Raw genomic sequence first — 26,409 nt, 5'->3', positions numbered from 1 at the left:
GCGCGTTTGGGGGCGCACATCCCGTGCCATGGATGGGACATGCACACATCACCCAAGGTCCCCGTCCTGTCCGAAGAGGTCCGCGAGGCACTGGAGCGGGGCCGTCCCGTCGTGGCTCTGGAGTCGACGATCATCGCGCACGGCCTGCCCCGCCCCCGCAATCTCGCCGTGGGCGCCGAACTGGAGGCGCTGGTACGCGCCGAAGGGGCGGTTCCGGCCACGATCGCAGTCGTCGACGGCGTGGCGTACGCGGGCCTCGACAAGGCGCAGCTGGAGCGGATCGCCGGCGGCGAGGGCGTACGCAAGCTCGGCCACCGGGATCTGGCTCCCGCGCTCGCGGCCGGTGCGACGGGCGCGACGACGGTGTCCGCGACGGCGTTCCTGGCCGCGCGGGCCGGGCTGCGGGTCTTCGCCACGGGCGGGCTGGGCGGCGTGCACCGGGAGTACGCGCAGACCCAGGACGAGTCGGCGGATCTGCAGTTGCTGGCGCGGACGCGGATCACGGTGGTGTGCGCGGGGGTGAAGTCGATCCTGGACGTGCCGGCCACGCTGCAGCGGCTGGAGACGCTCGGGGTGGGGGTGCTGGGGTACGGGACGGAACGTTTCCCCGGGTTCTACCTGGCCAGTTCCGGCGAGCCGGTGGACTGGACCGTCCACCGGCCGGAGGAGGTGGCGGCGGTGATGGCCGCTCAGGACGCCCTCGGCGGGCCGGAGTCTGCGCTGCTGGTGGCGAATCCGGTGGCGCAGGCGGACCAGTTGGATCCGGATCTGCACGACCGGGTGCTGGCCGAGGCCCTCGAGGAGTGCCACGAGCGGGGGATCACGGGGCAGGCGGTGACCCCGTTCCTGCTGGGGTTCCTGGTACGGGCGACGGGCGGGGCCTCGCTGGAGGCCAACCTGGCGGCGGTGCGGGGCAACGTGGCGCTCGGGGCCAGGATCGCGGGGGCCTGGGCGGCGCGCGCATGACCGCGCCGGGGGCGCTGCTGGTCGTCGGGGACGTGGTGACGGACGTGGTGGCGGTGCATCCGGAGCCGCTGACTCCGGCCACCGACACGGCCGCGCGGATCCGGACCCTGCCGGGCGGCGCCGGGGCCAATGCGGCCTGCTGGGCGGCTCACGCGGGGGTGGCGGAGGTACGCCTCCTCGCGCGGGTCGGCACCGAATCCGCCCGGTGGCACGAGCAGTCGCTGCGGGACTGCGGGGTGCGGCCGCGGCTGGTGATCGATCCGGCCGAGCCGACCGGGACGGTGGTGGCGCTGGTCGGCAAGGACGCGGAGCGGACCTTCCTCACCGACAGCGGCGCCGCGCTGCGGCTGTCCCCCGAGGACTGGGCGCCGGCCCTGCTGGACGGGGCGGCCCATCTGCACCTGTCCGGCTACCTCTTCTTCGCCGACAGCAGCCGCGAACTGGCCCTCGTCGCACTGCGGGCGGCCCGGGCCCGCGGGGTGCCGGTGAGCGTGGACCCGGCCTCGGCGGGATTCCTGGTCGCGCTGGGTCCGCAGCGCTTCCTCGATGCCGTGGCGGGGATCGGCGTACTGCTGCCCAACGAGGACGAGGCGCGGCTGCTGGCCGGGCTGCCCGGGGCGGCAGGGACCGCCCGGGCGGCGGCGGAGCTGAGCCGGCGGGTGCCGCTGGTGGTGGTCACCCGGGGCGCGGCGGGGGCGCTGGTGGCGGAGGCGGGCCGGGTGACCGCGGAGGTGTCGGCGGAGTCGGCCGAGGCGGTGGATTCGACGGGGGCCGGGGACGCGTTCACCGGCGGGTTCCTGGCGGCCCGGCTCGCGGGCGCGGGACCGGCGGACGCGGCCCGGGCCGGGTGCCGGGCGGCCGCGCAGGCGGTGACCCGGCTGGGCGGGCGCCCGTGAGCGGGCAGGAGGGGCGGGAGCGGCGCGCGGCGGTCGCGGCGGCTACGGGGTGTACTCCTCCTGGCCGAGGGTCTCGATCATGCCCCTGTGGTTCACGTTGTAGTGGAACACCAGGCCCTTGTTCGGGTGGGACTCCAGCCACGAGGTGAGCTCGTGCGCGGTGATCGGCTTGCTCACGGAGCCGCTGAGGATGGGGGCCATGGCGGTGATCTTGGCGTCGTCGGCCACCGGGATGAAGGTTTCCTCGCCGACCGTCACGAAGGGGGTGCTGCCCCCGGGGACGGGGCAGCCCCAGTTCCCGTGCTTGACGATCAGGCTGAGGGTGCCGCCCTCGGGGGTGTAGCGGTAGACGGCGATCTCGTCGGGCGAGATCGGCATCTTGTGGTCGCAGGTGGGGGCGGGAGCGGGGGCCGGCGGCTTCGGCTTGCCGGTCGCGGTGGCGGCCGGGGTCGGCTTCTTCGAGGCGGTCGCGGAGGCGGACGGCGTCGATCCGCCGGGCGCGGCCGAGGAGGTGGCCGCGGCGGACGGGGGCGCCGTGCTTGCGCCGGGCGTCGCACCCGCGGCTCCCACAGAGCCGTCGTCGCCGTTGCAGGCCGTGAGGGCCAGGGATCCGCACAGCACCAGCGCGGCGCAGGCGGCCTGCCGCCGCAGCCGTCTGTGACCCTGAACCGCCTTACCGCGTGCGCCCATTGCCGTCTCCCTCTGCCAAGGCGCCACCGGGTGGGCGCCGTCGAAGCGTGGCGTCAACGTAGCGCCGCGGTTCCGGCCGCGGCGACGGCCGGATCCCGTTCGTCGCAGAGCCGCGATGGCGCTGTTGCGGATCCCGGACGTCCGTGACGCTACGGGCGGGCTCGGAGGTCAGCCGGTGGGGCCCGTGAGGCCGGTCCACGCGGGGTGGCGGGGGTCGTCGGCCCGGACCACGGCGTCGGCCTGCGCCGCGGGGTCGGTCTCCGCCTCGTAGCGGGCGAAGGCGGGCAGGGTCCAGCGCGCGGACTCCTCGGTGCGGCGGGCGAGCGCCCCTGGCGAGAGCCGGATGTGCACGCTGAGGTCGAAGGGGAACCAGTGGCCCAGCAGCAGGGGGCCGTGCACGATCACGACGCCGCCCGGCGGGAGTTCGGAGTACGGGCTGCGGGTCGCCCGGTCGGTCGCCGGGTCCCAGAGGTCGGGCAGGACCCGGCCGGTGCCGCCCGGGTCGGTCGGGCCGAACACCTCGCGCCAGAGGGCGGCGGTGTCGTACCAGCCGCCGAGGTAGGAGTCCACGTCCTCGCGGCCGAACTCGAAGCGGAGGGAGGCCGGCCGCAGGAAGCCCCCGGCCGGGACCACCAGGACCGGGCGGCTGCGCAGGCGCAGTGCGTCGGCGAGGTGGCCGGCGAGTACGCCGGTGCCGGCGGCGGGCGCGCCGTCGATGCCCACCCGCTGCCAAGTCGCCTGCCCGTGCCCGGGGGACGCCTTGTGTTCGTCGAGGTGACCGGCGAGCCGCTCGGCCATCCGCTGCCATGTGATCGCTTCCAGCTGCACGGGCCCATTGTCAGTGCCGGGTGGTGCCGGGTGGTGCCGGGTGGTGCCGGACGGCTTCGGGCCCGCGTGGAACGTGCGGTTCCCGCGGCAGGCCGGTTCACGCAAAGTCTCCCGAGCAGGAGCACGGTGTTGCGCCGCGCGGGGCGGCAGCGGGTATGGAGAAGGCCTCGCCCCGGGCCAGCGTGGAGGTCACGTACAGCACGACGGGTACGGTGCCGAGGTTGCGGCCGAGGTGGAGGTGCTCGACGCCGGCCGGCTCGACGAAGCTGGACCCCGGCAGGTGCACGACGACCGAGTTGTCGTGCAGGATCCGGGTCAGCGTCCCGGATTTGACCAGCGCGATCAGCGGAACGCGGTGGAAGTGCCAGCCGGTGCAGCCGCCGGGGTCTATGACGACCTCCCGGCCCGCGAGGTCCTCCGCGCCGGCCGTGTCCCGTGTACGCCGCGCCGTCGCCTGCCAGCCACCCATGTACGTGCTCCTCCCCCATGGGCATCACGGCTCTACCGCAGCCCCAACACCCCACGGTAGAGGCACATCCGGACATCCGGGAAAGTCGGCGAAACCCCAACCGCCCTTTCCGGCGAGGTGATAAGCGGACCGGACAGCGGTATCACATCGTCATGAGCCTCGTGGTGTTCGAGTCGCTGAAGCAGATCAACTGTGCGGACTGCCGCCAGGGGCCGCTCCGGCATCTCGTCCGCGAGGCCGGGGTGCCCCGCTGCCTGGACTGCGCCGACCTCGGGCACCTCGTCTACCTGCCGCGCGGGGATGCCGCGCTCACCCGGCGGGCCCGTGAGGCCAGTTCGCTCTCCGCCGTCGTCGTCCGCTTCAACAAGCGGCGCCGGCGCTACGAGCGCCAGGGGCTCCTGGTCGAGGACCCCGCCCTGACCCGCGCGGAACGCGCCTGCCTCGCGGACGCCGAGGCGCGGGCCCGCCGCCGGGAGCGCGACCGGCTGCGCCGCACGGTCGAGGACACCCGGTTCACGGCGGCCTTCGCGGCCGAGATCGTGCGGCTGTTCCCGGGGTGCCCGGCCGAGCGGGCGGTGGCGATGGCCGGCCATGCCTCGCTGCGCGGCAGCGGCCGGGTGGGCCGTACGGCGGCCGGCCGGGCCCTGACCGAACAGGCCGTGTCGGTGGCGGTCCGGGCGGCGGTGCGGCACACCGACACCGAGTACGACGCCCTGCTGATGGCGGGGGTCCCGCGGTTCGCGGCACGGGCCCGGCTGGCGGCGCGGATCGACGCCGTCCTGGACGGCTGGCGCACACCCCCGCCATCCCCTGCGTCCCCGCCTCCGCCAGTGGACGCCTCGGGCCCCGAGCCGTAAGTCCTGCGTCCTACCCGAGGCGGAAACGGCGGTAGAGCAGGACCCCGCCCAGCAGCAGCGCCCCGCCGCCGGGCAGCAGGTAGCCCGCGCCGTCGGCCCCGGTGTGGGCGAGCGCCGGGCCGTGCTGCGCGGGAGCGGGCGCAGGCGCGGGCGCGGGCGCGGGCGGGGTGACCGGCCGCTCGACGACGGGCGGCTGCTTCGGCGGCTTCCCGCCGCTGGGCTCCTCGCCGTTGACGGAGGTGTTGCCGGTGGAACTGTTGCCGACCCCGACGACGCCGACCGCGTTCCCGCTGATGTTGACCGGGACATCGACCGGGAGCTGGATCCCGTTGCCGGACAGCAGCCCCGGCGAATCCTTTCCGCTCCCTTCGGCGCGGGCTCCCCCGCCCTTGCCGGTCCCGCTCCTGTTCCCGGTACCGGGTTTCGAGGGATGCGAGGACACGGACCCCGGATGCCCGTCGCCGGCGGCCCCGCCCTCGTTGGCACAGCGGTTGCCCGCGGCCGAGTTGAGCAGGCCGACCACGCTCACGGTGTTGCCGCACACGTTCACCGGGGTGTGCACCGGCAGCTGCACCAGATTCCCGGACAGCAGCCCCGGCGAACGCTCGGCCGTCCCGCCCGCGTCCGCATCGGCGTAGGCGAACCCGCCGACACCCGCGACCGCCAGTCCACCCCCCGCGACCACCGCCGCGATCAAGCCATTCCGACGACTGTGACGCATCAGTTTCCCTGCCTTCCGGAGGAGTTCACGAGTGCTGCACCCGCACCGGAAACAACGCCGTAACCCCATTCGGGTTATAGAGCCGGTAGGTATTTCACTCCATCGTGTACTGGGTAGTGCCTACTTCATGACAGACAGACCGCTCCTGCTCCTCGACGTGGACGGCCCCCTCAACCCCTTCCGGTCCCGCCTCGCCGGACTGCAGGGATACACCAGTCACCGGATGCGTCCGGCCGGCTGGATGTCCCACCGGGACCCGGAATCGCGCAGCGCCCGGCGCGGGCTGCGGGTCCGCCTGCACCCGTCGCACGGCGGCCGTCTGCTGGCCCTGCCCTACGAACTCACCTGGGCCACCGCCTGGATGCACGAGGCCAACACGATGATCGCCCCGCACATCGGACTACCCGGTGATCTTCCTGTCATCGAGTGGCCGGAACTTTTCGCCGACGACCCCGACGGTCTCTTCTGGAAGACCCGCCCGCTCCTCGACTGGGCCGCGGGCCGCCCCTTCGCCTGGGTCGACGACATGATCACCCCCCGGGACCGCGCCTGGATCGCCGCCCACCACCCGTCCCCAGCCCTCCTCCTGCGCATCCACCCCCGCCACGGCCTGCGCACCCGCGACTTCGCGACGTTGACGCGCTGGGCGGCGACCCTGAAGGACGAGTGAGCGGCCGCCCCTCGCGGCCGCCCCTCGCGGCCGCCCCTCGCGGCCGCCCCTCGCGGCCGCCCCTCGCGGCCGCCCTTCGCGGCAGACCTTCGCGGCAGACCTTCACGGCAGACCGGCCGAAGGCCTCAGCGCGGCGCTACGAGCCGGTCCGGCGCACCGCTCAGCCCTCCCCCGCCCAGCAGCTCCTCGATGTCGGACTCCAACGCGGTCCGGATGTCGGCGCCCATGCGCTTCCACCCGAAGAATTCCCGCGTCTGCTGGAGAAGCTCGTCCCTGTTCATCCCGGGGCATTCGAGGACCAGCTCCCTCATGGCCAGCTGCCGCTCGGCCGGGGACACGTGGGCGATCTTGCGCGGGTTGTCATCCTCCGCCGTACGGGCCCAGCGAAGCTCCCGGCCCACGACGTCCATGAAGGAGCCCGTCCTCTCCGCGACCCCCTGGCGCACGAGGTCCCGCAGCACGTGCCGGGTGTTGTCGACGATCCTCTTGCCCGAGCGGCCCAGGCCCCAGGCTTCCCGGGCCCTCAGGACCAGCACTTCCTCGTGGACCGGTCCTTCCGCCTCGATGATCTGCACCAGAACCCTGCGCAACGTGGGGCGCGCTTCAGGCGTGTGGATTTCCGGTGCGGACCAGCTGTCGACGGACACCCGGGCCGGCTCGTACGACCTGCTCCAGTCGCGTTCGGGCACCCCGCTCACGGCAACCCGCTCCGGCTCCGGCGGCCTCGGTGCCGGCTCCGTCCTCGGCGCCGGAATGCTCGGGGCGGCAGCCTCGTCCGGGTACTCGGGCCCCTGCACCGCCGCGGTCTGGCCCACCGATCGGCGAGCGGACTGCCCGCCCGCCGGCTTGACGAAGGGATCGGCTGCCGCCGCCGCCTCGACGGCTTCGCGGAGCCTGCATTCCGCCTCCGGCCGGTTGCGGTACCAGTCGGTGCCCCAGATCCGGTGCAGGGTCCAGCCCAGACCCTCCAGTACCTGCTGGCGCAGCCGGTCCCGGTCCCGGGCCGCACGTGAGGAGTGGTACATCGCACCGTCACACTCGATACCGAGGGCGTACGAGCCGGGGGCGGCCGGGTGGCGCAGCCCCAGGTCGATCCGGTAGCCGGCGACGCCCACCTGCGGCTGCACCTCGTATCCCCAGGCACGCAGGACGGTGAGCACCGACTCCTCGAACGGGCTGTCCGGTTCACCGTCCACCGCCCCGTGGTCCTGGGCGAGGACAGCAGGGCCCTGCTCTGCGTACTGCAGGTAGCGCTTGAGGTCCTGGATGCTCCGGTTGTCGCTGTCCTTCAGCTGTCCACCGTGGAAGGAGGCGACCACTTCCACGCGGTGGCGGGCGCGGGTGACGGCGACGTTGAGACGCCGCCAGCCGCCGTCCTTGTTGTTCATGGGTCCGAAGTTGAGGCCCAGTCGGCCGTGCTCGTCGGGCCCGTAACCGATCGACATGATCATGACGTCACGCTCATCGCCCTGCACCGACTCCAGGTTCTTGACGAAGAATCCGTCGAGACGGTTCTCGGTGAAGCAGTCGTCGAGGTCGGGACGCGCCAGTCGGGCCTGCTGCACGCTCTCCTCGATCGCCGACGCCTGTGCCTGGGACAGCGCGACGACACCGACGCTCTGGCCCGGCCGCGTGTCGAAGTGGTGGAGGACTCGCTCCGCCACGAGCGCCGCCTCGATCCGGTTGTCCCGCCGGCCACCACGGTCGTACACGCCCTCCGCCTTGAAGAACGCGACTCCGACGTCGGGTCCGTGCTCCCGCGCGCCGGGGAACGTCACCATGGAGTTCCGGTAGAAGGACCGGTTGCTGAACGTGATCAGATCCTCGTGGCGGCTGCGATAGTGCCAGCGCAAAGGCAGCGCGCGCATCGCTCCGGCCTTGCAGGCGTCCAGCAGCGATTCGAAGGAGTCGGGTACGTCCGCGTCGTACTCCCCGCCCTCGTCTCCGATGGACGAGTCGAAGAACGAAGTGGGCGGCAGCTGCTTCTCGTCGCCCGCGACGATCAGCGATTTCCCGCGGTACACGCAGTTGATGGCGTCTCCGGGGCGGACCTGGGAGGCCTCGTCGAAGATGACCACATCGAAGCGGTAGTCCGAGGGGAGGAACTGGCTGACCGACAGCGGGCTCATCATGAAGCACGGCTTGACCGACTGGGCAACCTCCCGGGCCTTCCCGAGGAGTTCCCGCACGGCCATGTGCCGAGTCTTCTTCTCGGACTCACGGATGATGATCCCCGCGCCGCCGCCTCCGAACGCCCGCGGCTTGCGGCTGTTGCACGCTGCGATCACCGCTCCGCCCGCGGCGTCCACGAGCCGGCGGTCCGCCGCACGGAAGTCGGCCACCCTCGCGTCCAGGTCGGCGGACCTGGTCGTACGGAGCCGCTGATCGGTCGCAAGCACCGTGTCGGCCCAGCGCTGGAGGACGGCGCGTTCGACGGCGGCGGGGAACTCCCCCGCATCGATGCCCCGTTCCGCAGCGGTCGCCGCGAGCTCGCTCAGCCCCAGCTTCTCCAGGGCGGCGAGTCCTGCCCGGTACGCCCGCCATTCCTCCGGTCCCGCGAAGTCCGCGCGCAGTACGCCGAGCGCCTGCCCGGCCTCTGCAAGGGTCCCCCGCAGGGCGGGATGGAGCCCCAGCTTGCGGGCATCGTCGAACAACTCGTACAGCGCGGACGAGGCGGTGGCCCACGCCGCGCTGCGTCGCTCCGCGGCCCCGCACCATTCGGCCAGCGCTGCGCGAACGGCCTGCACCTGGAGGCGGCTGTAATCGCCGGGCTCGGCCCCGTGGGCGAGCTGTTCCCTCAGCTCCCGCAGCGGAGCGCCCGGCGCCAGCTCGCCGATGCGGGCGGCGGCGGCCAAGGCCTCGTCGAGCGGCTCGAATCCGCGGCCGTCCGACGGCAGGTACACCCCGAGCAGTTCCCGGTGCGCACCCATCAGCCGGCCGACCTCGGCATGGGCCCGCTGCCAGTCGAGGGCCTGCCCGAGCCTTCCCCGCAGTCCCTTGTCCCAGACGCCGCCCGCGGCCAGGGCCGCCACGGCCTCCTTGTCCGCACGGAACTGTCCCTTGAAGCGCGAGGTCAGCCCGTGGTGATCCTCTTCGAACCGCCGCACCAGATCTGCCAGCGGTACGTACGCGAGCACCTGGGGCCCGAACGCGTCCTCGGCCGCACTCCGCGCCGCACCGGCCGCCGCAATCGCCGCTCGCAGTTCCTCCGCCGCAGCACGGGCCTTCCCCAGGACAGCCGTCTCGAACCAGGGCGCCAAAGGCAGGTGGCGGGCCCCGCCCACGTCCACGAGCTCGCAGAGGGCCAGCACTTCGGACACCTCTCGCGGCTTGTCCAGCCCGAAGACGGCGGCCAGCTGGGCAACGATCGGATACGGGTCTTCCGGGAGGGAGCCGCCCCCTGCGGTGGTGGAATCAGGGATCCGCGACAGCCCTGCCCGGAGCTCTGCCGCCAGCCGGTCGATGTCCCGGGCCTCTCGCGGCTCACGGGTGCAGTCTGCGAGCGTACGACGCCCGGCGGCGAGCCGCAGCGCCTCGAGTGCAGCTTCCGCTTCCTCCAGGACGGCCAGCGGCGCACCGTCCGCACGGCCGGATCCTGCCTGCGCGCCGGGGTCGCGCAGGCCGCGCCAGGCGAAGCCGTCCCCCTCGGCCACCGGGCGCCACGATCTCGCCATGGATTCGGCGGCGACCACGGCTTCTTGCAGGGCGGCAGCGCTGAGGGAGAGACCACGGCCGGCCCCCGGTGCGCCGAGCGCCAGCCGCCTCGCGTCCTGCTGATCGAGCAGCGCGAGCCGGCCGAGTACCTCATACAGCGAGCGGCCGAGCGGCCGGCGCACCTCGTTCATGGCGGCGGCATGGGCAGACAGTTCCTCCCGCAGCCTCTTGGCCTCGTCCAGCTCGTGCTCCGCCGCCCCCGTGGCCCGTACCTCGGTCTTCAGTACGCGGGCGAGCTCCTGGGCGACGGCCTTCTTCGCCGTGTCACCGCTGTGCAGAGCGAGGACGAAGTCGCCGAGCCCGACGTCGGACAGCCGGTTGCGCACGACGTCCAGCGCGGCGGCCTTCTCGCTGACGAACAGAACGCTGCGGCCCGCGTGCATCAGTGCCGCAATCATGTTCGTGATGGTTTGGCTCTTGCCGGTTCCGGGTGGTCCGCTCATCACGAACGAGCGGTTCTCCATGGCGGCTGCGATGCACTGTCGCTGCGAAGCGTCCGCGTCCAGGACGAGCGGGGTCCGTTCGGGAACCTGGAGCTCGTCGATCCGCTCCAGAGCGGGGGGTTCAAACCCGATCAGGTCATCCGGAAGGCCGGCCTCCGGCCCCAGCCCGATGGCCCGGATCAGCGGGCTTGCCAGGATGGCCGCCTCGTTCTCCTTGAGGTCCTGGTACATCGCCTCCTTGTGGGAAGCGAACAGGGCCAGGACGACGCCGTCGTCCACGGCCCAGCCGCGCTGACCTGCGACCGCCTCACGAGCCTTGTCCACCACTTGGGCCGCGTCCAGGCAGTCGACGGCCTCCACGGCTGACCAGTCGACCCCGAGCTGGTCCAGTTTCACGGCCAGAGCCGGGTTGTGCATCGGGTCCTGCTGCTCGGCCGCCTGCAGCCGAGTCCTCCCCGAGCGGTCCCGGACGAGTTCGGCCGGGACCAGCACGAGCGGCGCGCGGCTCCCCTCGTGCGCCCCTTCCTCTCGCCACTCCACCATGCCGACGCCGAGCCAGAGCACCCAGAGGCCGTAGTCGTTGTACATCCGGCCCGAGGTCGACCTCAGCTGGGTCAGGGCGCGGTCGAGGGCCTGTTGGGCGGTTTTCTGCGTGACGATCTCGGTGGCGGCCGAGCGGGCGGGCGGCGCGTTCTGCACCTGCTTCTCGAGCGAGACCCCGCCCCCGGCCCCGTCCGCGCCCTCGTCCGGCTGAGCCATGCGCTCGAAGTACCAGCCGGAACCGAGCTCGGCCAGCAGCCGGCGTGCGCCGGGAACCTTGATCTCCAGCGTCGAGGACTTGGTGTGCCGGAAGTTCAGGAGCCGGTTCCGGCCGCCCAGGTCGATGAGCGACTCTCGCCACGCACCCAGCACCCCGCGCAAACGCTCCAGGCCGGGATCGTCGCTTCTGTCGTGAATACCGGCGTGCGCCGTCCGGCCGAGCATCTGGGTGGAACCTCCAAGAACAGGATGAGGAGAAGGACCGCCGCCCGTCGGAACGTGACGACCCATTACCACGCGACATATCACCCGCCGGTGATCGCCACGGCGGGAAAGATCCATCCTAGGGGCCGAGTGACCTGAAGCACACGAGATCCCGATCCTCGGACAGACCGACAGACCGATACCGGCCACACGTCGGCCGGCAGCCCCGCGGGGAGGCAGCCCGGCACACCGGCACGATGCACCTGCCCCTCGTCCGCTCCCCGCTGATCCCGGCCGGTCTCAGGCCGGCCGAGGTCAGTGGCGCAGGGCGGTGAGGGGGTCCGGGGAGGGGGTGCCGGTGGGCCACCAGTCCTCGGTGCCCGGGCGGGACTCGTAGGCGTACCAGAGGCCGTCACGGCCCAGGCGGAGCTGACGGGTGAGCGCGGTGAGGCGGTTGCGGTCGGGGCGGAAGGCGCCCCGGGAGGCGGCCAGGAGGGCCGGGCGGGCCCGGTCGAAGGGGCCCGCCGGGGGGTCCCAGGGCTCCTCGAGGGCGGCGAGCGCGGGCAGGCCGCCCTGGCGCCAGGCCGCGCCGGCCCGGGCCAGGTCGGTGGTGGTGCGGCCGGTGGCGCGGGCCAGGTCCCGGTAGAGGGTGCGGGCGGCGCCGGTGAGGCCGGCCGTGTGGTGCGCGGAGGCCAGGCGGACGGCGTCCTGCCAGAGGGTGAGGCCGGCGATCGGGTCCTCGGCGGTGGTGAGCAGCGCGAGGGCCCGGGCGGCGGCGTCCGTGGCGAGCTGGTCCAGGGCCAGCGGGTCGGGGGCCGCCGGGTCGGCCGGGTACGCGGGCGGGAGGCCCACGGCGGCGGGCGCGGGCAGCGGGGCCGGCAGCGGCGGCAGGCCGGTGCGGCCCAGTGCTGTGCGGGCCGGGACACCGGGGAAGTCCGGTGCGGCGTCGGGCTGTTCGCGGGCGGCGTGGGCGGCGTTGCGGCGGGTCAGCTCGTCGAGGAGCTCCCGCTCGCCCCGGCCGCGCAGGAGCAGCAGGACGAACGGGTCCTCGTCGAGGAGGCGGGCCGCCCGGTAGCAGAGGGCGGCGGCGTGCTTGCACGGCGGACGGGCGGTGTCCGGGCAGGAGCAGCGCGGGACGAGCTCGCCCGCGCCGGGCAGGACCGCGCCCGCCAGGGACTGCGGAACCTCCCGCTCCAGCAGGCTCGCGAGGGCCGTGGGGGCTGCGGCCACCGCCTCCAGGAGTTCGCTCCACTCGGCGTCCGGGAAGGGGCTCAGGGCCAGTTCCGTGCGGTACGGACGGGCCCGGCTGCCCCGCACGTACGCGACGATCCGGCCCGGGGTGACCGTGACCGCGTCGACATGGCCCTCGGTGGCGTAGGCGCGGCCCCGGGCCAGGCGGGCCGGGTCGCGGGACACCTCCTCGAGCGCCGACACCCAGGCCCGGCCCCACCAGCTGGCGGCCTCCACCCCGGCGGGCACGGTCTCGAAGGTGCGGCGGCGGTCGTCGCGCGCGGTGATCATGCGGGCCTCCGCGACGTGATCATGCGGGCCTCCGCAGGGAGACGAGGTCGGCCAGCTCGCGGTCGCTCAGCTCGGTCAGCGCCGACTCGCCCGAGCCGAGCACCGCATCGGCCAGGGCCCGCTTCGCCTCCAGCATCTCGGCGATCCGGTCCTCCACGGTGCCCTCGGCGATGATCCGGTGGACCTGGACGGGCTGCGTCTGCCCGATCCGGTAGGCGCGGTCGGTGGCCTGCTCCTCCACCGCCGGGTTCCACCAGCGGTCGAAGTGGATGACATGGCCGGCCCGCGTGAGGTTCAGCCCCGTGCCCGCGGCCTTCAAGGAGAGCAGGAAGACCGGGACTTCACCGGACTGGAAGCGGTCCACGAGCTCCTCGCGGCGCGGCACCGGGGTCCCGCCGTGCAGGAGCTGGTGGGAGATCCCCCGGGCGGCCAGGTGCCGTTCGATGATCCGGGCCATCGTCACGTACTGGGTGAAGACCAGCACCGAGCCGTCCTCCGCGAGGATCGTGTCGAGCAGCTCGTCCAGCAGGGCCAGCTTGCCCGAGCGGTGCGGGATCCGGGGCTGCTCCTCCTTCAGGTACTGCGCGGGGTGGTTGCAGATCTGCTTGAGCGAGGCCAGCAGCTTCATGATCATGCCGCGCCGCTCGATGCCCTCGCTCGCCCCGATCACGGCCATCGCCTCGTCCACCGCGGCCTGGTAGAGCGAAGCCTGCTCACGGGTGAGGGAGACCGGATGGTCTGTTTCCGTCTTCGGCGGCAGCTCGGGGGCGATCCCCGGGTCGGACTTCTTGCGCCGCAGCAGGAACGGCCGTACGAGCGCGGCCAGCCGGGCCACCGCCGCCTCGTTGCCCCCGTCCTCCTCCTGCTGGTGCTCCACCGGGCGGGCGTGCCGGGCCCGGAAGGCCGTCAGCGGGCCCAGCAGCCCCGGCGTGGTCCAGTCGAGCAGCGCCCACAGCTCGGACAGGTTGTTCTCCACCGGGGTGCCGGTCAGCGCCACCCGGGCCGGCGCCGGGATCGTGCGCAGCGCCTTCGCCGTCGCCGAATGCGGGTTCTTCACGTGCTGCGCCTCGTCGGCGACGACCATGCCCCAGGGCTGCTCGGCCAGCCGGGCCGCGCTCGCGCGCATCGTCCCGTACGTGGTCAGCACGAATCCCCCGGCCAGCCCGTCGAGGCTGCGGCTGCCGCCGTGGAAGCGGCGCACCGCGACCCCGGGCGCGAACTTCTCGATCTCCCGCTGCCAGTTGCCGAGCAGGGATGCGGGGCAGACGACGAGCGTCGGCTCGGGGCGGTCTCGGTGCAGGTGCAGCGCGATCAGGGTGACGGTCTTGCCCAGGCCCATGTCGTCGGCGAGGCAGCCGCCGAGACCGAGCGAGGTCATCAGGTCCAGCCAGGCCAGGCCGCGGGCCTGGTAGTCGCGCAGGGTGGCCTTCAGCCCGACGGGCTGCGGCAGCGGGGCCAGCTCGCCGGTCAGCCGCTCCCGCAGGGCGGCCAGCGCGCCCACCGGAACCGCCGCCACCGGCTCCCCGTCCACCTCGGCCGTCCCCGTCAGTACGGTGGCCAGCGCATCCACCGGGTCCAGCAGGCCCAGCTCCCGCTTGCGCGCCTTGCGCACCAGCTCGGGATCGACCCGTACCCACTGGTCGCGCAGCCGGACCACGGGCCGGTGGGCCTGCGCCAGCGCGTCCATCTCCCCCGGGGTGAGCCGGTCGCCGCCCAGCGCGAGCTCCCAGGAGAAGGCGAACAGGTGATCGGCGTCGAAGAACGCGGTGCCGTCGGTGGCGGAGCCGGGCGCGGTGGACCGTACGACGGCGGTCGCGGACAGCGAACGGGCCAGCTCCCGCGGCCAGTGGACCAGGACCCCGGCGGCCGCGAGCCGGCTCGCGGCCCGGCCCAGCAGGTCTTCGAGCTCCGGGTCGCAGAGGGCGAGGACATCGGGCACCGGCTGGTCCAGCAGCCGCAGCAGCGGCGGCCAGACCCGGGCGGCCCGGCGCAGCGCCAGTACGGCGTCGATCCGGGCGCGCGGCCCGAAGCCGGCGGCGGCCGCACCCGCCCACAGCAGCCCGGCGTCGGTGACGAGGGTGGGGTCGGCGAGGCTGTGGACCTGGACGACGGCGGCACCCGCGCGGCGGATGTCCCCCGCGTACCCCCCGTCCCCCTCGTCGGACTCCTCCGCCCCGTCGAAGAGGCGGAAGGACGACAGGTCGAGGCGCAGCGAAATCCCCACGCCGGCATCGGCGCCCGCCGCGACCTGCGCGGCCCATTCCTGTATCCCGGGCACCCGCTGCGGCTCCTGCGCGGCGAACGGCCGCCCGGCGGTCACCGGCGCCGCCGGGGTGCGGGGCAGGCTGTCGGCGACGGCATCGAGGAACGCCCGGACCAGGGCCTCCGGTTCGGGCAGCTGGAGCGGGCGGCGGCCGGGCAGGGGGGTGGCGTACCCCTCGTACGGGAGCGCGGCGGCCACCGCGCGCAGGTGCCCGACGTCCTCGGCGTCGAGCGGCCCGGCCCGCCAGGCGTCGACCCCGTCGGGGGTGACCCCGGGGAGCAGCCGGCCGCGGGCGACGAGCGCCAGGGCGTGGCGGGCGGCGGTGCCCCAGGCGCGGGTGGCGGGATGCGTGACGGCGCTGTGCGGGGCGCGGGCGAGCAGGGGCAGGGCGTCGGTGACGGAGAGGCCGAGGGAGGGGACGGTACGGGTACGGATCCCCGGGCCGTGGCGGCGGACGACCGCGAGCGGGGCCGGTGTCCCGGCGCCTTCCGGGAGCGCGTCCCCGGCGGGGGACCAGAAGGCGATGCGGGCCTCGCGGGGGACGGGGGCGGGGAGGAAGACGGCGGCGTGGCGCAGGAGCGCGCTCGCGGGCGGCTGCGGTGTCACGTGTCGGCTCCTCTCCCCTCGGTGCGGTCGGATCAGACGGATCCCGTCTGCCGTCGAGTCTAGGCGGGGGCACTGACAATGCCGCTGAGCTGTGCAGATGCCGGCTTGGGGCCGCTGCGCGGGGCCTCCTCCCCGCCCCGCCCTTCTCCCGTTCAGCGGGGCGGGCCCCGGACCCCCGCACCCCCGCGCCTCGAACGCCGCCGTCATCGCGTGCCTGGACGGGGCGCTTGCGCCCACCGGCAGCCGGCATCGGCGCTTCGGGACCGACCTCGACACCGGCGCCGTGCGGCCTCGAAGGACTGCGGAACACTCCCCGACCGCCCGACTGGTGGGACCATGGACCTGAGGCGATGGTCATGCGTTCCGGAAACGAGCCGCTGACCGCCCGCAGTCCGCTGCGGCTGCGGTTCTGGCTCAGCATGTGGGGGCTGATCTGGGCCGTCGCCGGGACGGCCGCGTTCTCGCTGGTCGGCCGTCCCGGGTGGGCGGCCGCCTGCGGTGTGCTCGCGGTGCTCGCCGCCGTGGACCTGGCCGTGGTCCTCCACCACATCCACCAGGGCCCGCACTACCAGCCCGGCCCGGACATCCCCCCGTACGAGCCTCCCCGCGGCCGGTGACGGGCTACTCCTCGAAGCGGGCCGCTGCCAGGTAGTCCGGCCGGGGGTCCAGGGCGGCCGCCAGGCGGAAGTGCTTGCGGGCCTGTTCGGGTCGGCCGGAGCGCTCGTGGGTGCGGGCCAGCGCGAAGTGCGCGAAGGCGTTGTCCGGCTCGCGTTCCAGCACCAGCTCGAACTCCAGCGTCGCCGGACGCAGCTGGGCGGCGGCGAAGAAGGCCCGGGCGCGCAGCAGCCGGGCCGCCGTGTTCTCCGGGTGGGCGGCGATGACGGAGTCGAGCAGCTTCACGGCGCCGCGCGGGTCCCGCGCGGCCAGCAGGTGCTCGGCGGCCCGGTAGTCGATGACGTGCGTCTCGGGGGACGAGCCGGACGGCGGAGGCGGCGGCGGCGGTATGGGCGGCGGCGTGGTGTCGGACACGGTCTGTTCCTTCCCTCTGCAGGCGCATTCAACGCAGGCGCGTTCAACGCCCCGCACCCCGCCCGCTATTCCATGTGCACGTCAGGCACCGGCCGTACCTGCCGCTGCCGCCCGCTCGACAAGCTCCGCCCACACCTTGCGCACCTGCGGCTCCAGCGCCTCCAGCGGCCCGTCGTTGTCGATCACGAGCGTGGCCACCGCCAGCCGCTGCTCCCGCGTCGCCTGCGCGGCCATCCGGGCCCGCGCCTCCTCCTCGGCCATCCCGCGCAGCGCGGTCAGCCGGGCCAGCTGGGTCTCGGGGGCTGCGTCCACCACGACCACCAGGTCGTACAGCGGCGCCAGGCCGTTCTCCGCGAGCAGCGGTACGTCGTGCAGCACGATCGCGTCGGGCCCTGCGGCGGCCTGCAGCTCGGCCGACCGGGCCCCGACCAGCGGGTGCACGATCCCGTTGAGGGTCTGCAGCTTCGCCGGGTCGGCGAACACGATCGTCCCCAGCTTCGGCCGGTCCAGCGCCCCCTCGGGGGTCAGCACGGACTCCCCGAAGGCCGCCACGACCGCCGCCAGCCCGGGCGTACCGGGCTCGACGACCTCCCGCGCGATGCGGTCGGCGTCCACGACGACCGCCCCGTACCCCGCCAGCAGCCGCGAGACCTCGCTCTTGCCGGCACCGATTCCGCCTGTCAGGCCCACCTTCAACATGCCCAGCAGACTAGACCCCGCACCCCGGCCCCGGTACAGCCCCCGGCCCGGCCGAAGCGCCGCGCCGGAACGCCGCGCCGGAGCGAACTCCTCAGCCCTCGCCCTCGCGCTCCGCCAGGAACCGCTCGAACTCGCGGCCGATCTCGTCCGCCGACGGGATCTCCTGCGGCTCGGCGATCATGTTGCCCCGCGTCTCGGCGCCGGCCGCCGCGTCGTACTGGTGCTCCAGCCCCTGGACCAGGGCGACCAGCTCCTCGTCGCCCTCGCGGATCTGCCGGTCGATCTCCGTCTGCGTGCGGTGCGCCTCGGTGCGCAGCGCGTGCGCCACCGCCGGCAGGACCAGCCCGGTCGCCGCCGTGATCGCCTCCAGCACCGTCAGCGCGGCGTCCGGGTACGGGGAGCGCGCGATGTAGTGCGGTACGTGCGCGGCGACGCCCAGCACGTCGTGCCCGGCCTGGCCGAGCCGGAACTCCACCAGGGACTCCGCACTGCCCGGCACCTGCGCCTCGTCGAACGGGCTGCGGTGCCCCGGCATGAGGTCGGTCCGGTTGCCGTGCGGGGTGATCCCGACGGGCCGGGTGTGCGGGACGCCCATCGGGATGCCGTGGAAGTTGACCGAGAGCCGGACGCCGAGGCGTTCGACGATCTGCCGGACGGCGACGGCGAAGCGCTCCCACTCCACGTCCGGCTCGGGGCCGGAGAGCAGCAGGAACGGCGCGCCGGTGGCGTCCTGGACGAGGCGCACCTCGAGCCGGGGCTCCTCGAACTCGGTCCAGTGGTCGCGCTGGAACGTCAGCAGCGGGCGCCGGGCGCGGTAGTCGACCAGCCGGTCCGCGTCGAACCGGGCCACCACCTGGTGGGGCAGGGTGTCGAGCAGCCGCTCGACGATCTGCTCCCCGGCCTCTCCGGCGTCGATGTACCCCTCGAAGTGGTACAGCATGACCAGCCCGGCCGAGTCCTGGGCAAGCGCCAGGTCCGCCACTGCCAGGCCCTTGGCATCCCATTCGTACAAACCCTGTGGATCAAGCACCGCCACCACTCCTCCTCGCCGCCTTCTCTGCGCACAACGTCCAAGGCGGCTGCTCCATTCCCCAGTTGGCCCCTTTCACGGGAACGCAACAAGGCCCGCCCCCCTGAGGGGACGGGCCTTGCTTTCAGCTCAGCTCACACCGGGGTGTGATGCGCTGCGATCAGCTCTGGCCGCCGGCCAGCTTCTCGCGGAGCGCGGCCAGGGCCTCGTCGGAGGCCAGGGCGCCCGAGGTCTCGTCCGACTCCGAGGAGTACGAACCACCAGAGATGCTCGCACCACCGGCGTTGCCACCGGCGGCCGGGGCGGCAGCGCCCTCGGCAGCAGCGGCCTCGTCGGCCTCGCGGCTCTTGATGACCTGAGCCTGGTGCTGCTCGAAGCGGACCTGCGCCTCGGCGTACTGACGCTCCCAGGTCTCGCGCTGGGTGTCGAAGCCCTCGAGCCAGTCGTTGGTCTCGGGGTCGAAGCCCTCGGGGTAGATGTAGTTGCCCTGGTCGTCGTAAGACGCGGCCATGCCGTACAGGGTCGGGTCGAACTCGACCGACGCCGGGTCGGCACCGAAGGACTCGTTGGCCTGCTTCAGCGACAGCGAGATCCGGCGACGCTCGAGGTCGATGTCGATGACCTTGACGAAGATCTCGTCGTTGACCTGGACGACCTGCTCCGGGATCTCCACGTGGCGCTCGGCCAGCTCGGAGATGTGGACCAGACCCTCGATGCCCTCGTCCACGCGGACGAACGCACCGAACGGAACCAGCTTGGTGACCTTACCCGGGACGACCTGACCGATCTGGTGGGTCCGGGCGAACTGCTGCCACGGGTCTTCCTGCGTCGCCTTCAGCGACAGGGAGACACGCTCGCGGTCCATGTCGACGTCGAGGACCTCGACGGTGACTTCCTGACCGACCTCGACAACCTCGGACGGGTGGTCGATGTGCTTCCAGGACAGCTCGGAGACGTGGACGAGACCGTCGACGCCACCCAGGTCCACGAAGGCACCGAAGTTGACGATCGAGGAAACGACGCCGGAGCGGACCTGACCCTTCTGCAGGGTGGTGAGGAACGTCTGGCGGACCTCGGACTGGGTCTGTTCCAGCCAGGCGCGGCGGGACAGGACCACGTTGTTGCGGTTCTTGTCCAGCTCGATGATCTTCGCCTCGAGCTCCTTGCCCACGTAGGGCTGGAGGTCGCGGACGCGACGCATCTCGACGAGAGAGGCCGGCAGGAAGCCGCGGAGGCCGATGTCGAGGATGAGACCACCCTTGACGACCTCGATGACGGTACCGGTGACGATGCCGTCTTCTTCCTTGATCTTCTCGATCGTGCCCCAGGCGCGCTCGTACTGGGCGCGCTTCTTGGACAGGATCAGACGGCCTTCCTTGTCCTCCTTCTGGAGAACCAGGGCCTCGATCTCGTCGCCAACCTTGACGACCTCGTTCGGGTCGACATCGTGCTTGATCGAGAGCTCACGGCTCGGGATCACGCCTTCGGTCTTGTAACCGATGTCGAGCAGGACCTCGTCCCGGTCGACCTTCACGATGACGCCGTCGACGATGTCGCCGTCGTTGAAGTACTTGATCGTCTCGTCGATCGCGGCGAGGAATGCTTCCTCGTCACCGATGTCGTTGACCGCAACCTGCGGGGTGGTGGCGGTGGTCTCGGTGCTGCTCGTCATGTGGGTAAGGGCTCCGGTTACGGACAGAAAGTCGTAGGTACTGCTACGCCGGGAGCCCTTATCGGCATCTGCCGATGAAGCCGGACAGCCAAAGAAGCCCGTACTCCGCCGTGAAGCGGTCAGGGCCTCGAAAACCGAGGGGACATCAACAGATACAAGCGCAGCCTGCTAGGTCTGAGGAGCACAGGCTCGCAGCGCAACTTGTAGCATACGGGGGCAGCCGGGCAGGGTCAATGCGCGAAGGCGCACACCCCGGGCGGATCACCGCATTACCGGCACAATTCGTGGACGGGCGGGCGCCGATGGCGCTTCCCACCTCGTTTCGAACTCTTTCCGCAGACTACGACGACAGGCCCCATGAACCAAGAGGACTACGCCCCCGAAGAAGCGTACGAAGCCGATGGCGGCGCCAGCGAGGACGCCGAGGCCACCCGGCGTGACGCCGACGATGCGGAGAGCAGCCGGGCGAGCCGGGGCTGGTGGGACCGCAACGCCGACGAGTACCAGAACGAGCACGGAGCGTTCCTCGGCGACGACCGCTTCGTCTGGGGGCCGGAGGGCCTGGACGAGGAGCAGGCCGCGCTGCTCGGCCCGGCGGAGTCCCTCAAGGGCAAGGCCGTCCTGGAGATCGGCGCCGGCGCCGCCCAGTGCTCGCGCTGGCTGGCCGCCCGGGGCGCCCGCCCGGTGGCCCTGGACCTCTCCCACCGCCAGCTCCAGCACGCCCTGCGCATCGGCGATGACGTCCCCCTCGTGGAGGCGGACGCCGGCCGGCTGCCCTTCCGCGACGGCTCCTTCGACCTCGCGTGCTCCGCCTACGGGGCCGTCCCCTTCGTCGCCGACCCCGTCAACGTCATGCGCGAGGTGCACCGCGTCCTGCGCCCCGGCGGCCGCTGGGTCTTCTCCGTCACCCACCCGATCCGCTGGGCCTTCCCCGACGAGCCCGGCCCGGAGGGGCTCACCGTCGCCGCCTCCTACTTCGACCGGACCCCGTACGTGGAGCAGGACGAGCAGGGCCGCGCCGTCTACGTGGAGCACCACCGCACGATCGGCGACCGGGTCCGCGACGTGGTGGCGGGCGGGTTCCGCCTGCTGGACCTGGTGGAGCCGCAGTGGCCCGCCTGGAACACGCAGGAGTGGGGCGGCTGGTCCCCGCTGCGCGGCAACCTGATCCCCGGCACCGCGATCTTCGTCTGCGAGCGAAGCGAGATGGGGGCACCCCCGGCCGAAGGCCGGAGGAGCAACTGACGTGATCCGTACCGCCGACCTCGACGCCCTTCCCGTACGGGAGGCCGTGCCCGCGCTGGTCTCCGCGCTGGACGCCCACGGCACGGCGGTGCTCTGCGCCCCGCCCGGCACCGGCAAGACCACGCTGGTGCCGCTGGTCCTGGCCGGGCTGGTCGGCGGCGGCCCCCGGCGCCGGGTCGTCGTCGCCGAGCCCCGGCGGATCGCCGCCCGGGCGGCGGCGCGGCGGATGGCCTGGCTCCTGGGCGAGGCGGTCGGCGGCTCGGTGGGCTTCACGGTGCGCGGGGAGCGGGTCGTGGGGCCGGGGACGGTGGTCGAGGTCGTGACCACCGGGGTACTGCTCCAGCGCCTCCAGCGCGACCAGGAGCTGTCCGGGGTCGACGTGGTGATCCTGGACGAGTGCCACGAACGGCACCTCGACGCCGACACGGTCGCCGCGTTCCTCCTGGACGTACGGGAAACCCTGCGCCCGGAGCTGCGGCTCGTGGCGGCCTCGGCGACGACCGACGCGGCCGGCTGGGCCCGCGCACTCGGTCACGGCCGTCCGGGCGGCGCGCCGGTGGTGGAGGCCGCGGGGATCTCCCACCCGGTGGAGACGGTCTGGGCCCCGCCGCCGCGGCCGGTGCGGCCCCCGCACGGGATGCGGGTGGACCCGGCGCAGCTGGCGCACGTGGCCTCGGTGGTGCGGCGGGCGCTGGCGGAGCGCAGCGGCGACGTGCTGTGCTTCCTGCCCGGCGTCGGCGAGATCGCCCGGGTCGCGGGGCAGCTGGGCGGGGTGGATGCAGAGGTGCTCCAGATACACGGCCGGGCCCCGGCGGCGGTCCAGGACGCGGTGCTCTGCGTCGCACAGCACCGCAGGGTGATCCTTTCCACCGCCGTGGCGGAGTCGAGCCTGACCGTGCCGGGCGTACGGGTGGTCGTGGACTCGGGGCTGGCCCGCGAGCCCCGGGTGGACCACGCCCGGGGGCTGGGCGCGCTGGCGACCGTACGAGCGTCCCGGGCGGCCGGACGCCAGCGGGCGGGCCGGGCGGGGCGCGAGGCGCCGGGGGCGGTGTACCGCTGCTGGGCGCAGGCGGAGGACGGCCGCCTGCCGGCGTTCCCGTCCCCCGAGATCCGGATCGCGGACCTGGCGCAGTTCGCACTGCAGGCCGCGTGCTGGGGCGACCCGGACGCCACGGGCCTGGCGCTGCTGGACCCGCCGCCGGCCGGGGCGATGGCCGCGGCGCGCGAGGTGCTGGTGGCGGTGGGCGCGGTGTCCCCGGCCGGCCGGGTCACCCCGCGCGGGCAGCGGATGGCCCGCCTCGGCCTGCACCCGCGCCTGGCCCGGGCCCTGCTGGACGGCTCCGCCGCGCTGGGGGCCCGCCGGGCGGCGGAGCTGGTCGCCCTGCTGAGCGAGGAGCCGCCGCGGGAGTACGGGGACGACCTGGCCGCCGCCTGGCGCCGGGCCCGCGCCGGCGGCGACGCGTACGCCGCGCGCTGGCGGGCGGAGGCCCGGCGCCTGGAGCGCGCCGCAGCCTCCGGGGACCCTGCGGGGACTGCGCCCCCGAACCCCCGCGGCTCGAACGCCGGGTCCGGGCAGGGTCCGGTTGCGGGAAGGGGCTCGATGGGGGAAGAGGTGCTCCCCGACGCCGCCGCCGGGCTCGTCGCAGCCCTGGCCTTCCCCGAACGCGTCGCGAAGGCCAAGGGCCGGGCGGCCTTCCTCATGGCCGGCGGGACCGGAGCCGAACTCCCCGACGGATCGCCGCTGCGCAGCGCGCCCTGGCTGGCCGTCGCCGTCGCCGACAGGCCCCCGCATTCCGCGTCCGCCCGCATCCGGCTGGCCGCCGTCATCGACGAGGACACCGCCCGCGCCGCGGCCCGGCACCTGCTCGCCTCCGGCGAGGAGGTCCGCTGGGAGGACGGCGACCTCGTCGCCCGCGCCACGCAACGGCTCGGGGCCGTCGAGCTCGCCGTGCGCCCGCTCAAGAACCCCGACCCGGACCTGGTCAGGGCGGCCCTCCTCGACGGCCTGCGCAGTGAAGGCCTCGGCCTGCTGCGCTGGTCCGCGGACGCGCACGCGCTCCGGGCCCGGCTCGGCTTCCTGCACCGCACCCTCGGCGGCGGCTGGCCCGACGTCCAGGACGACGGCGCCCTGCTGGACCGCGCCGACGACTGGCTCGAGCCCGAGCTGTCCCGGGCCCGGCGCCGCGCCGATCTCGGGCGGATCGACGCCGGGCAGGCCCTGAACCGACTGCTGCCCTGGGCCACCGGCGAGGCCGCCCGCCTCGACGAGCTGGCCCCGGAGCGGATCGAGGTGCCCAGCGGCTCCCGGATCCGGGTGGACTACTGCGCCGAGGAAGGGCAGGGGCACGGGCAGCCCGTCCTCGCCGTGAAGCTGCAGGAGATGTTCGGGCTGGCCGAGACCCCGAAGGTGGCCGGGGTGCCCGTGCTGGTCCACCTGCTGTCCCCGGCCGGGCGGCCGGCGGCCGTGACCGCCGACCTGGCCTCGTTCTGGCAGGGCGGCTACCGCGCCGTGCGCGCCGAGCTCCGCGGCCGCTACCCCAAGCACCCCTGGCCGGAGGACCCGGCCACCGCCGAACCGACCCGGTACACCAACGCCCGGCTCAAGCGACAGCAGTGAGCCGGGTGGGGAGCCCCTCCCCGTCCCCGTCCTCCGGGTCGCCGCGGCGGCCGCGGGCCTCCAGCCACAGCGCCAGCCCGAGCAGTACGAGGGCGCCGGCCGCCAGGCCGATCGGGGCGTAGCTGTGCAGTGCGAGGACCTTCGTACGGTTGGACTTGACCAGGTCGACGGTGTAGTCGGCGTAGTCCTCGCGCATCTTGACGTCTCCGGCGAAGACGGTGAGCCTGCCGTCGGGCGCGCCGGCCGCGATGCCGCCGCGCATCTCCTGCTCGATGATCTGCTCGGCGTTGACGGGCGCCCCGGTGACCGGGTCGACCCAGAACATGGCCTTGACCTTGTACCAGAGGCTGGTGCCGGTGCTCTGCTCGAACGTCGCCGGGTCGATGCCCTCGATCGGCATCTTCTTCGGGAGCGAGACCTTCGTCCACGGGACGGTCTGCTCGTAGTAGTAGACGTCCATCCCGCGGTACGTGCGCGGGCCGACGTAGTGGATGGGCGAGGCGGTACGGGTCTGCGCGTCGAAGTAGAGGTAGTCGCGCGGCTCGGTGAAGAACGGCCACTTGAACTCGATGCCCTCGCGCTTGACCGGGTCCCCGTCCACCGCCTCGCCGGTGGCGTGCACCGGGTCCTGGGTGTGGGCGTCGAAGATGTAGCGCTCGGGGATCTGGGAGACCATCTTCCCGTCCGGGCCCATGATGTACGACAGCGTGTCCCAGACGACGACGTCCTTGCCGGCGCTCGCCTCGATCTCCTTCGAGGCCTCGACGTTGCCCTTGAGGGTCTGGACGATGGTGACCTTGTCGACCTTCTTCGGCTGCATGCCGGCGGTGTAGTCGAGGAGGGTCGCGTCCTTCGCCTCCAGGACCATCTCCTGGTACTGGTTCGGCGGGATCTTGGCGAGCCGGGGGTACGCGTACCAGCGCAGCAGCGGTGCGAGGGCTGCGCAGAACACCGCCAGGGCAAGCAGGACGAGGCTCGCTCTGCGTCGCATGGCCGGGCCTCCTCTTACTTTCCGGGCGCGGCGGGCGCGGTGGTGAGCAGCGGCTTGGGCGAGGTCTTGCCTTCCGGCACCCCGAACGCCGTGATGGCGAACACGAGGGCCAGCGCGGCGGCCAGCCCGATGGCGGCGGCGACGAATGCGCGCATGCCGGGCCTCCGGAATCTGATTGGGCGTCAGGGACGAGGCACCGTAGCAATGCGGAGGCGAGATGAGAACCGTTCGGCGGGACGGGGCCCTGGCCCTACGGGGTGCGGGACGGGCCGGCGCTCGGGGTCGGCTTGGCGCTCGGGCTCGGGCTCGGCCGGGCGCTCGCGGTGGGGCTGGGCTTCGGCGACGGGGTCGCGGTCACCGTCGGACTGGGTGTCGGGGTGGGGGTGGGAGTGGGGGTCGGCTTCGGGGTGGGCGTGGGCTTCGGAGTGGGGGTCGGACTCGGCGTGGGCGTCGGGCTCGGCGTCGGGGTGGGCGTGGGCGTCGGGCTCGGCGTCGGCGTCGGGCTCGGCGTGGGGGTCGGGCTCGGCGTGGGGGTCGGGCTCGGCGTGGGGGTCGGGCTCGGCGTCGGCTTCGGCTTCGGGGTGGGGGGCTGGGGGCTGGTGCCGTCCGGGACCTCGTGCGTTCCCTTGAGGTAGTACGTGAACCACGATTTCACCGTGCGGAGGTACTCCGCGGACTGGTTGTACGAGAGCACCGCGCGGTCCAGGTCGGCGGGGAGCCGGAGGTCCCGGGTGCCTGCGCAGAGGTAGCGGGCGGCCGCGAGGGACGCGTCGTAGACGTTGTTCGGGTTGCGGCGGCCGTCCCCGTCCGCGTCCTGGCCCCACGCCGCCCACGTGGACGGGATGAACTGCATCGGGCCGACCGCCCGGTCGTACGCGGCGTCCCCGTCGTACGCCCCGCCGTCCGTGTCGCGGATGTTCGCGAAGCCGTTGCCGTCGAGCACGGGGCCCAGGATCGGCCGGAGCGTGGTGCCGGCGGCGTCCACGCGGCCGCCGCCCGCCTGCCCGGACTCGACCTTGCCGATGGCCGCGAGCAGCTGCCAGCGCAGCCCGCATCCGGGGTCGCTCTCGCCCACCTTCTTCTCCGCCAGCCGGTACGCCGCCAGGACGGTCGCCGGTATTCCCTGCGCGCCCTCCCCACCGCCCATCGCCACGGGCTCGTTGCGCACCGGCGTCCCGGCCGGGACGTCTTGCGGCTGCGGGGCGGCCGAGGGCTCGGAGGCGGCCGGGGGCGGGAGTTCGGGGAAGTAGGCGGAGTCCCCGCCGGATCCGGCCGCCTGCGACGGCTGCGACGGCTGCGCGCTCTGCGCACCCTCCTCGCCGGCAGCGGACATCCGCTCGCCGGGCGGGGCCTGGGAGGCGGTCACCGTGGCGACCACGGCCGCACAGGCCAGGGCGGCGGCCCCGCCCCTGCGCAGCCCGCGTCCGAACCCGGCCGTGAACCATTGCGTCAACCGAGTCGTCTTCCGAACCGACATGAGCCGGGTCCCCTCCCCCTCGAAGTCGGCGTGACGATACGT

Annotated in this window: 21 protein-coding genes; 7 read left to right on the top strand and 14 right to left on the bottom strand. The window is 73.7% G+C overall.

Annotation, left to right across the window (positions count from 1 at the left end):
- Positions 1-39 precede the first annotated feature (39 nt).
- The gene (locus tag OG299_RS29045) at positions 40-966 is read left to right on the top strand and encodes a pseudouridine-5'-phosphate glycosidase (protein ID WP_327363073.1); all 927 of its coding nucleotides are present in this window, start codon (positions 40-42) and stop codon (positions 964-966) included.
- Complete coding sequence (locus OG299_RS29040; protein WP_327363072.1) at positions 963-1,862, top strand: carbohydrate kinase family protein; 900 nt, start codon at positions 963-965, stop codon at positions 1,860-1,862. Before OG299_RS29045 ends, OG299_RS29040 begins: the two co-directional genes overlap by 4 nt.
- A gap of 42 nt (positions 1,863-1,904) precedes the next feature.
- On the opposite strand, the gene OG299_RS29035 is transcribed toward OG299_RS29040, so the two are convergent.
- From OG299_RS29035 to OG299_RS29025, 3 genes are all read right to left on the bottom strand, one after another.
- Positions 1,905-2,552, bottom strand: coding sequence for a hypothetical protein (locus tag OG299_RS29035; protein WP_266630347.1), 648 nt, complete (start codon positions 2,550-2,552; stop codon positions 1,905-1,907).
- A 168-nt stretch (positions 2,553-2,720) separates the two neighbouring features.
- Positions 2,721-3,380, bottom strand: coding sequence for a nucleoside/nucleotide kinase family protein (locus tag OG299_RS29030; RefSeq protein ID WP_327363071.1), 660 nt, complete (start codon positions 3,378-3,380; stop codon positions 2,721-2,723).
- 97 nt (positions 3,381-3,477) lie between these two features.
- Positions 3,478-3,849 (bottom strand): cupin domain-containing protein, encoded by a 372-nt coding sequence (locus OG299_RS29025; protein ID WP_266630343.1) that lies wholly within the window; start codon positions 3,847-3,849, stop codon positions 3,478-3,480.
- Positions 3,850-4,001: 152 nt separating this feature from the next.
- Between OG299_RS29025 and OG299_RS29020 the strand changes: the two genes are divergently transcribed.
- The gene (locus OG299_RS29020) at positions 4,002-4,706 is read left to right on the top strand and encodes a DUF2293 domain-containing protein (RefSeq protein ID WP_266630342.1); all 705 of its coding nucleotides are present in this window, start codon (positions 4,002-4,004) and stop codon (positions 4,704-4,706) included.
- A gap of 10 nt (positions 4,707-4,716) precedes the next feature.
- Here the strand turns inward: OG299_RS29020 and OG299_RS29015 are convergent, their stop codons facing one another.
- A complete protein-coding gene (locus OG299_RS29015; RefSeq protein ID WP_327363070.1) occupies positions 4,717-5,391 on the bottom strand; it encodes a chaplin in 675 nt (224 codons plus the stop codon).
- A 163-nt stretch (positions 5,392-5,554) separates the two neighbouring features.
- Here OG299_RS29015 and OG299_RS29010 point away from each other — a divergent pair, with 163 nt between their 5' ends.
- Positions 5,555-6,097, top strand: coding sequence for a hypothetical protein (locus tag OG299_RS29010; protein ID WP_266630340.1), 543 nt, complete (start codon positions 5,555-5,557; stop codon positions 6,095-6,097).
- Positions 6,098-6,222: 125 nt separating this feature from the next.
- On the opposite strand, the gene OG299_RS29005 is transcribed toward OG299_RS29010, so the two are convergent.
- From OG299_RS29005 to OG299_RS28995, 3 genes are all read right to left on the bottom strand, one after another.
- Positions 6,223-11,238: a DUF3320 domain-containing protein gene (locus tag OG299_RS29005; RefSeq protein ID WP_327363069.1), complete on the bottom strand. Its 5,016-nt coding sequence runs from the start codon at positions 11,236-11,238 to the stop codon at positions 6,223-6,225.
- A gap of 294 nt (positions 11,239-11,532) precedes the next feature.
- Positions 11,533-12,738, bottom strand: a complete 1,206-nt coding sequence (locus OG299_RS29000; RefSeq protein WP_327363068.1) for an SWIM zinc finger family protein — start codon at positions 12,736-12,738, stop codon at positions 11,533-11,535.
- 19 nt (positions 12,739-12,757) lie between these two features.
- A complete protein-coding gene (locus OG299_RS28995; protein ID WP_327363067.1) occupies positions 12,758-15,607 on the bottom strand; it encodes an SCO1167/SCO6262 family helicase in 2,850 nt (949 codons plus the stop codon).
- Positions 15,608-15,963: 356 nt separating this feature from the next.
- Between OG299_RS28995 and OG299_RS28990 the strand changes: the two genes are divergently transcribed.
- On the top strand, positions 15,964-16,224 hold the full coding sequence (locus OG299_RS28990) for a DUF6343 family protein (RefSeq protein WP_266630332.1): 261 nt from the start codon (positions 15,964-15,966) through the stop codon (positions 16,222-16,224).
- A gap of 4 nt (positions 16,225-16,228) precedes the next feature.
- Here OG299_RS28990 and OG299_RS28985 read toward each other — a convergent pair whose 3' ends face one another.
- The 4 genes from OG299_RS28985 to rpsA all read right to left on the bottom strand — a co-directional run bounded on the left by OG299_RS28985 (position 16,229) and on the right by rpsA (position 20,037).
- The gene (locus tag OG299_RS28985; RefSeq protein WP_327363065.1) at positions 16,229-16,636 is read right to left on the bottom strand and encodes a tetratricopeptide repeat protein; all 408 of its coding nucleotides are present in this window, start codon (positions 16,634-16,636) and stop codon (positions 16,229-16,231) included.
- A gap of 81 nt (positions 16,637-16,717) precedes the next feature.
- On the bottom strand, positions 16,718-17,335 hold the full coding sequence (gene coaE, locus OG299_RS28980) for a dephospho-CoA kinase (protein WP_266630328.1): 618 nt from the start codon (positions 17,333-17,335) through the stop codon (positions 16,718-16,720).
- Positions 17,336-17,426: 91 nt separating this feature from the next.
- Positions 17,427-18,365: a PAC2 family protein gene (locus OG299_RS28975; protein WP_030292149.1), complete on the bottom strand. Its 939-nt coding sequence runs from the start codon at positions 18,363-18,365 to the stop codon at positions 17,427-17,429.
- A gap of 160 nt (positions 18,366-18,525) precedes the next feature.
- The gene (gene rpsA / locus OG299_RS28970) at positions 18,526-20,037 is read right to left on the bottom strand and encodes a 30S ribosomal protein S1 (RefSeq protein ID WP_266630324.1); all 1,512 of its coding nucleotides are present in this window, start codon (positions 20,035-20,037) and stop codon (positions 18,526-18,528) included.
- Between the two features lie 357 nt (positions 20,038-20,394).
- Between rpsA and OG299_RS28965 the strand changes: the two genes are divergently transcribed.
- The gene (locus OG299_RS28965) at positions 20,395-21,282 is read left to right on the top strand and encodes a class I SAM-dependent methyltransferase (protein WP_327363064.1); all 888 of its coding nucleotides are present in this window, start codon (positions 20,395-20,397) and stop codon (positions 21,280-21,282) included.
- Between the two features lies 1 nt (position 21,283).
- Positions 21,284-23,899, top strand: coding sequence for an ATP-dependent helicase HrpB (gene hrpB, locus OG299_RS28960; RefSeq protein WP_327363063.1), 2,616 nt, complete (start codon positions 21,284-21,286; stop codon positions 23,897-23,899).
- On the opposite strand, the gene OG299_RS28955 is transcribed toward hrpB, so the two are convergent.
- The 3 genes from OG299_RS28955 to OG299_RS28945 form a co-directional block, all read right to left on the bottom strand.
- Positions 23,883-24,890 (bottom strand): cell envelope lipid trafficking protein PgfA, encoded by a 1,008-nt coding sequence (locus tag OG299_RS28955; RefSeq protein WP_266630318.1) that lies wholly within the window; start codon positions 24,888-24,890, stop codon positions 23,883-23,885. The genes hrpB and OG299_RS28955 overlap by 17 nt on opposite strands.
- A gap of 14 nt (positions 24,891-24,904) precedes the next feature.
- Positions 24,905-25,045, bottom strand: coding sequence for an SPW_0924 family protein (locus OG299_RS28950; protein ID WP_107093454.1), 141 nt, complete (start codon positions 25,043-25,045; stop codon positions 24,905-24,907).
- Between the two features lie 95 nt (positions 25,046-25,140).
- On the bottom strand, positions 25,141-26,343 hold the full coding sequence (locus OG299_RS28945; protein ID WP_327363062.1) for a lytic transglycosylase domain-containing protein: 1,203 nt from the start codon (positions 26,341-26,343) through the stop codon (positions 25,141-25,143).
- Positions 26,344-26,409: the final 66 nt, after the last annotated feature.

This window comes from Streptomyces sp. NBC_01296 (genome assembly GCF_035984415.1).
GTDB lineage: Bacteria > Actinomycetota > Actinomycetes > Streptomycetales > Streptomycetaceae > Streptomyces.
The sequence above is the reverse complement of the archived record's forward strand: the minus strand, read 5'-3'. Positions and strand labels throughout refer to the sequence as shown.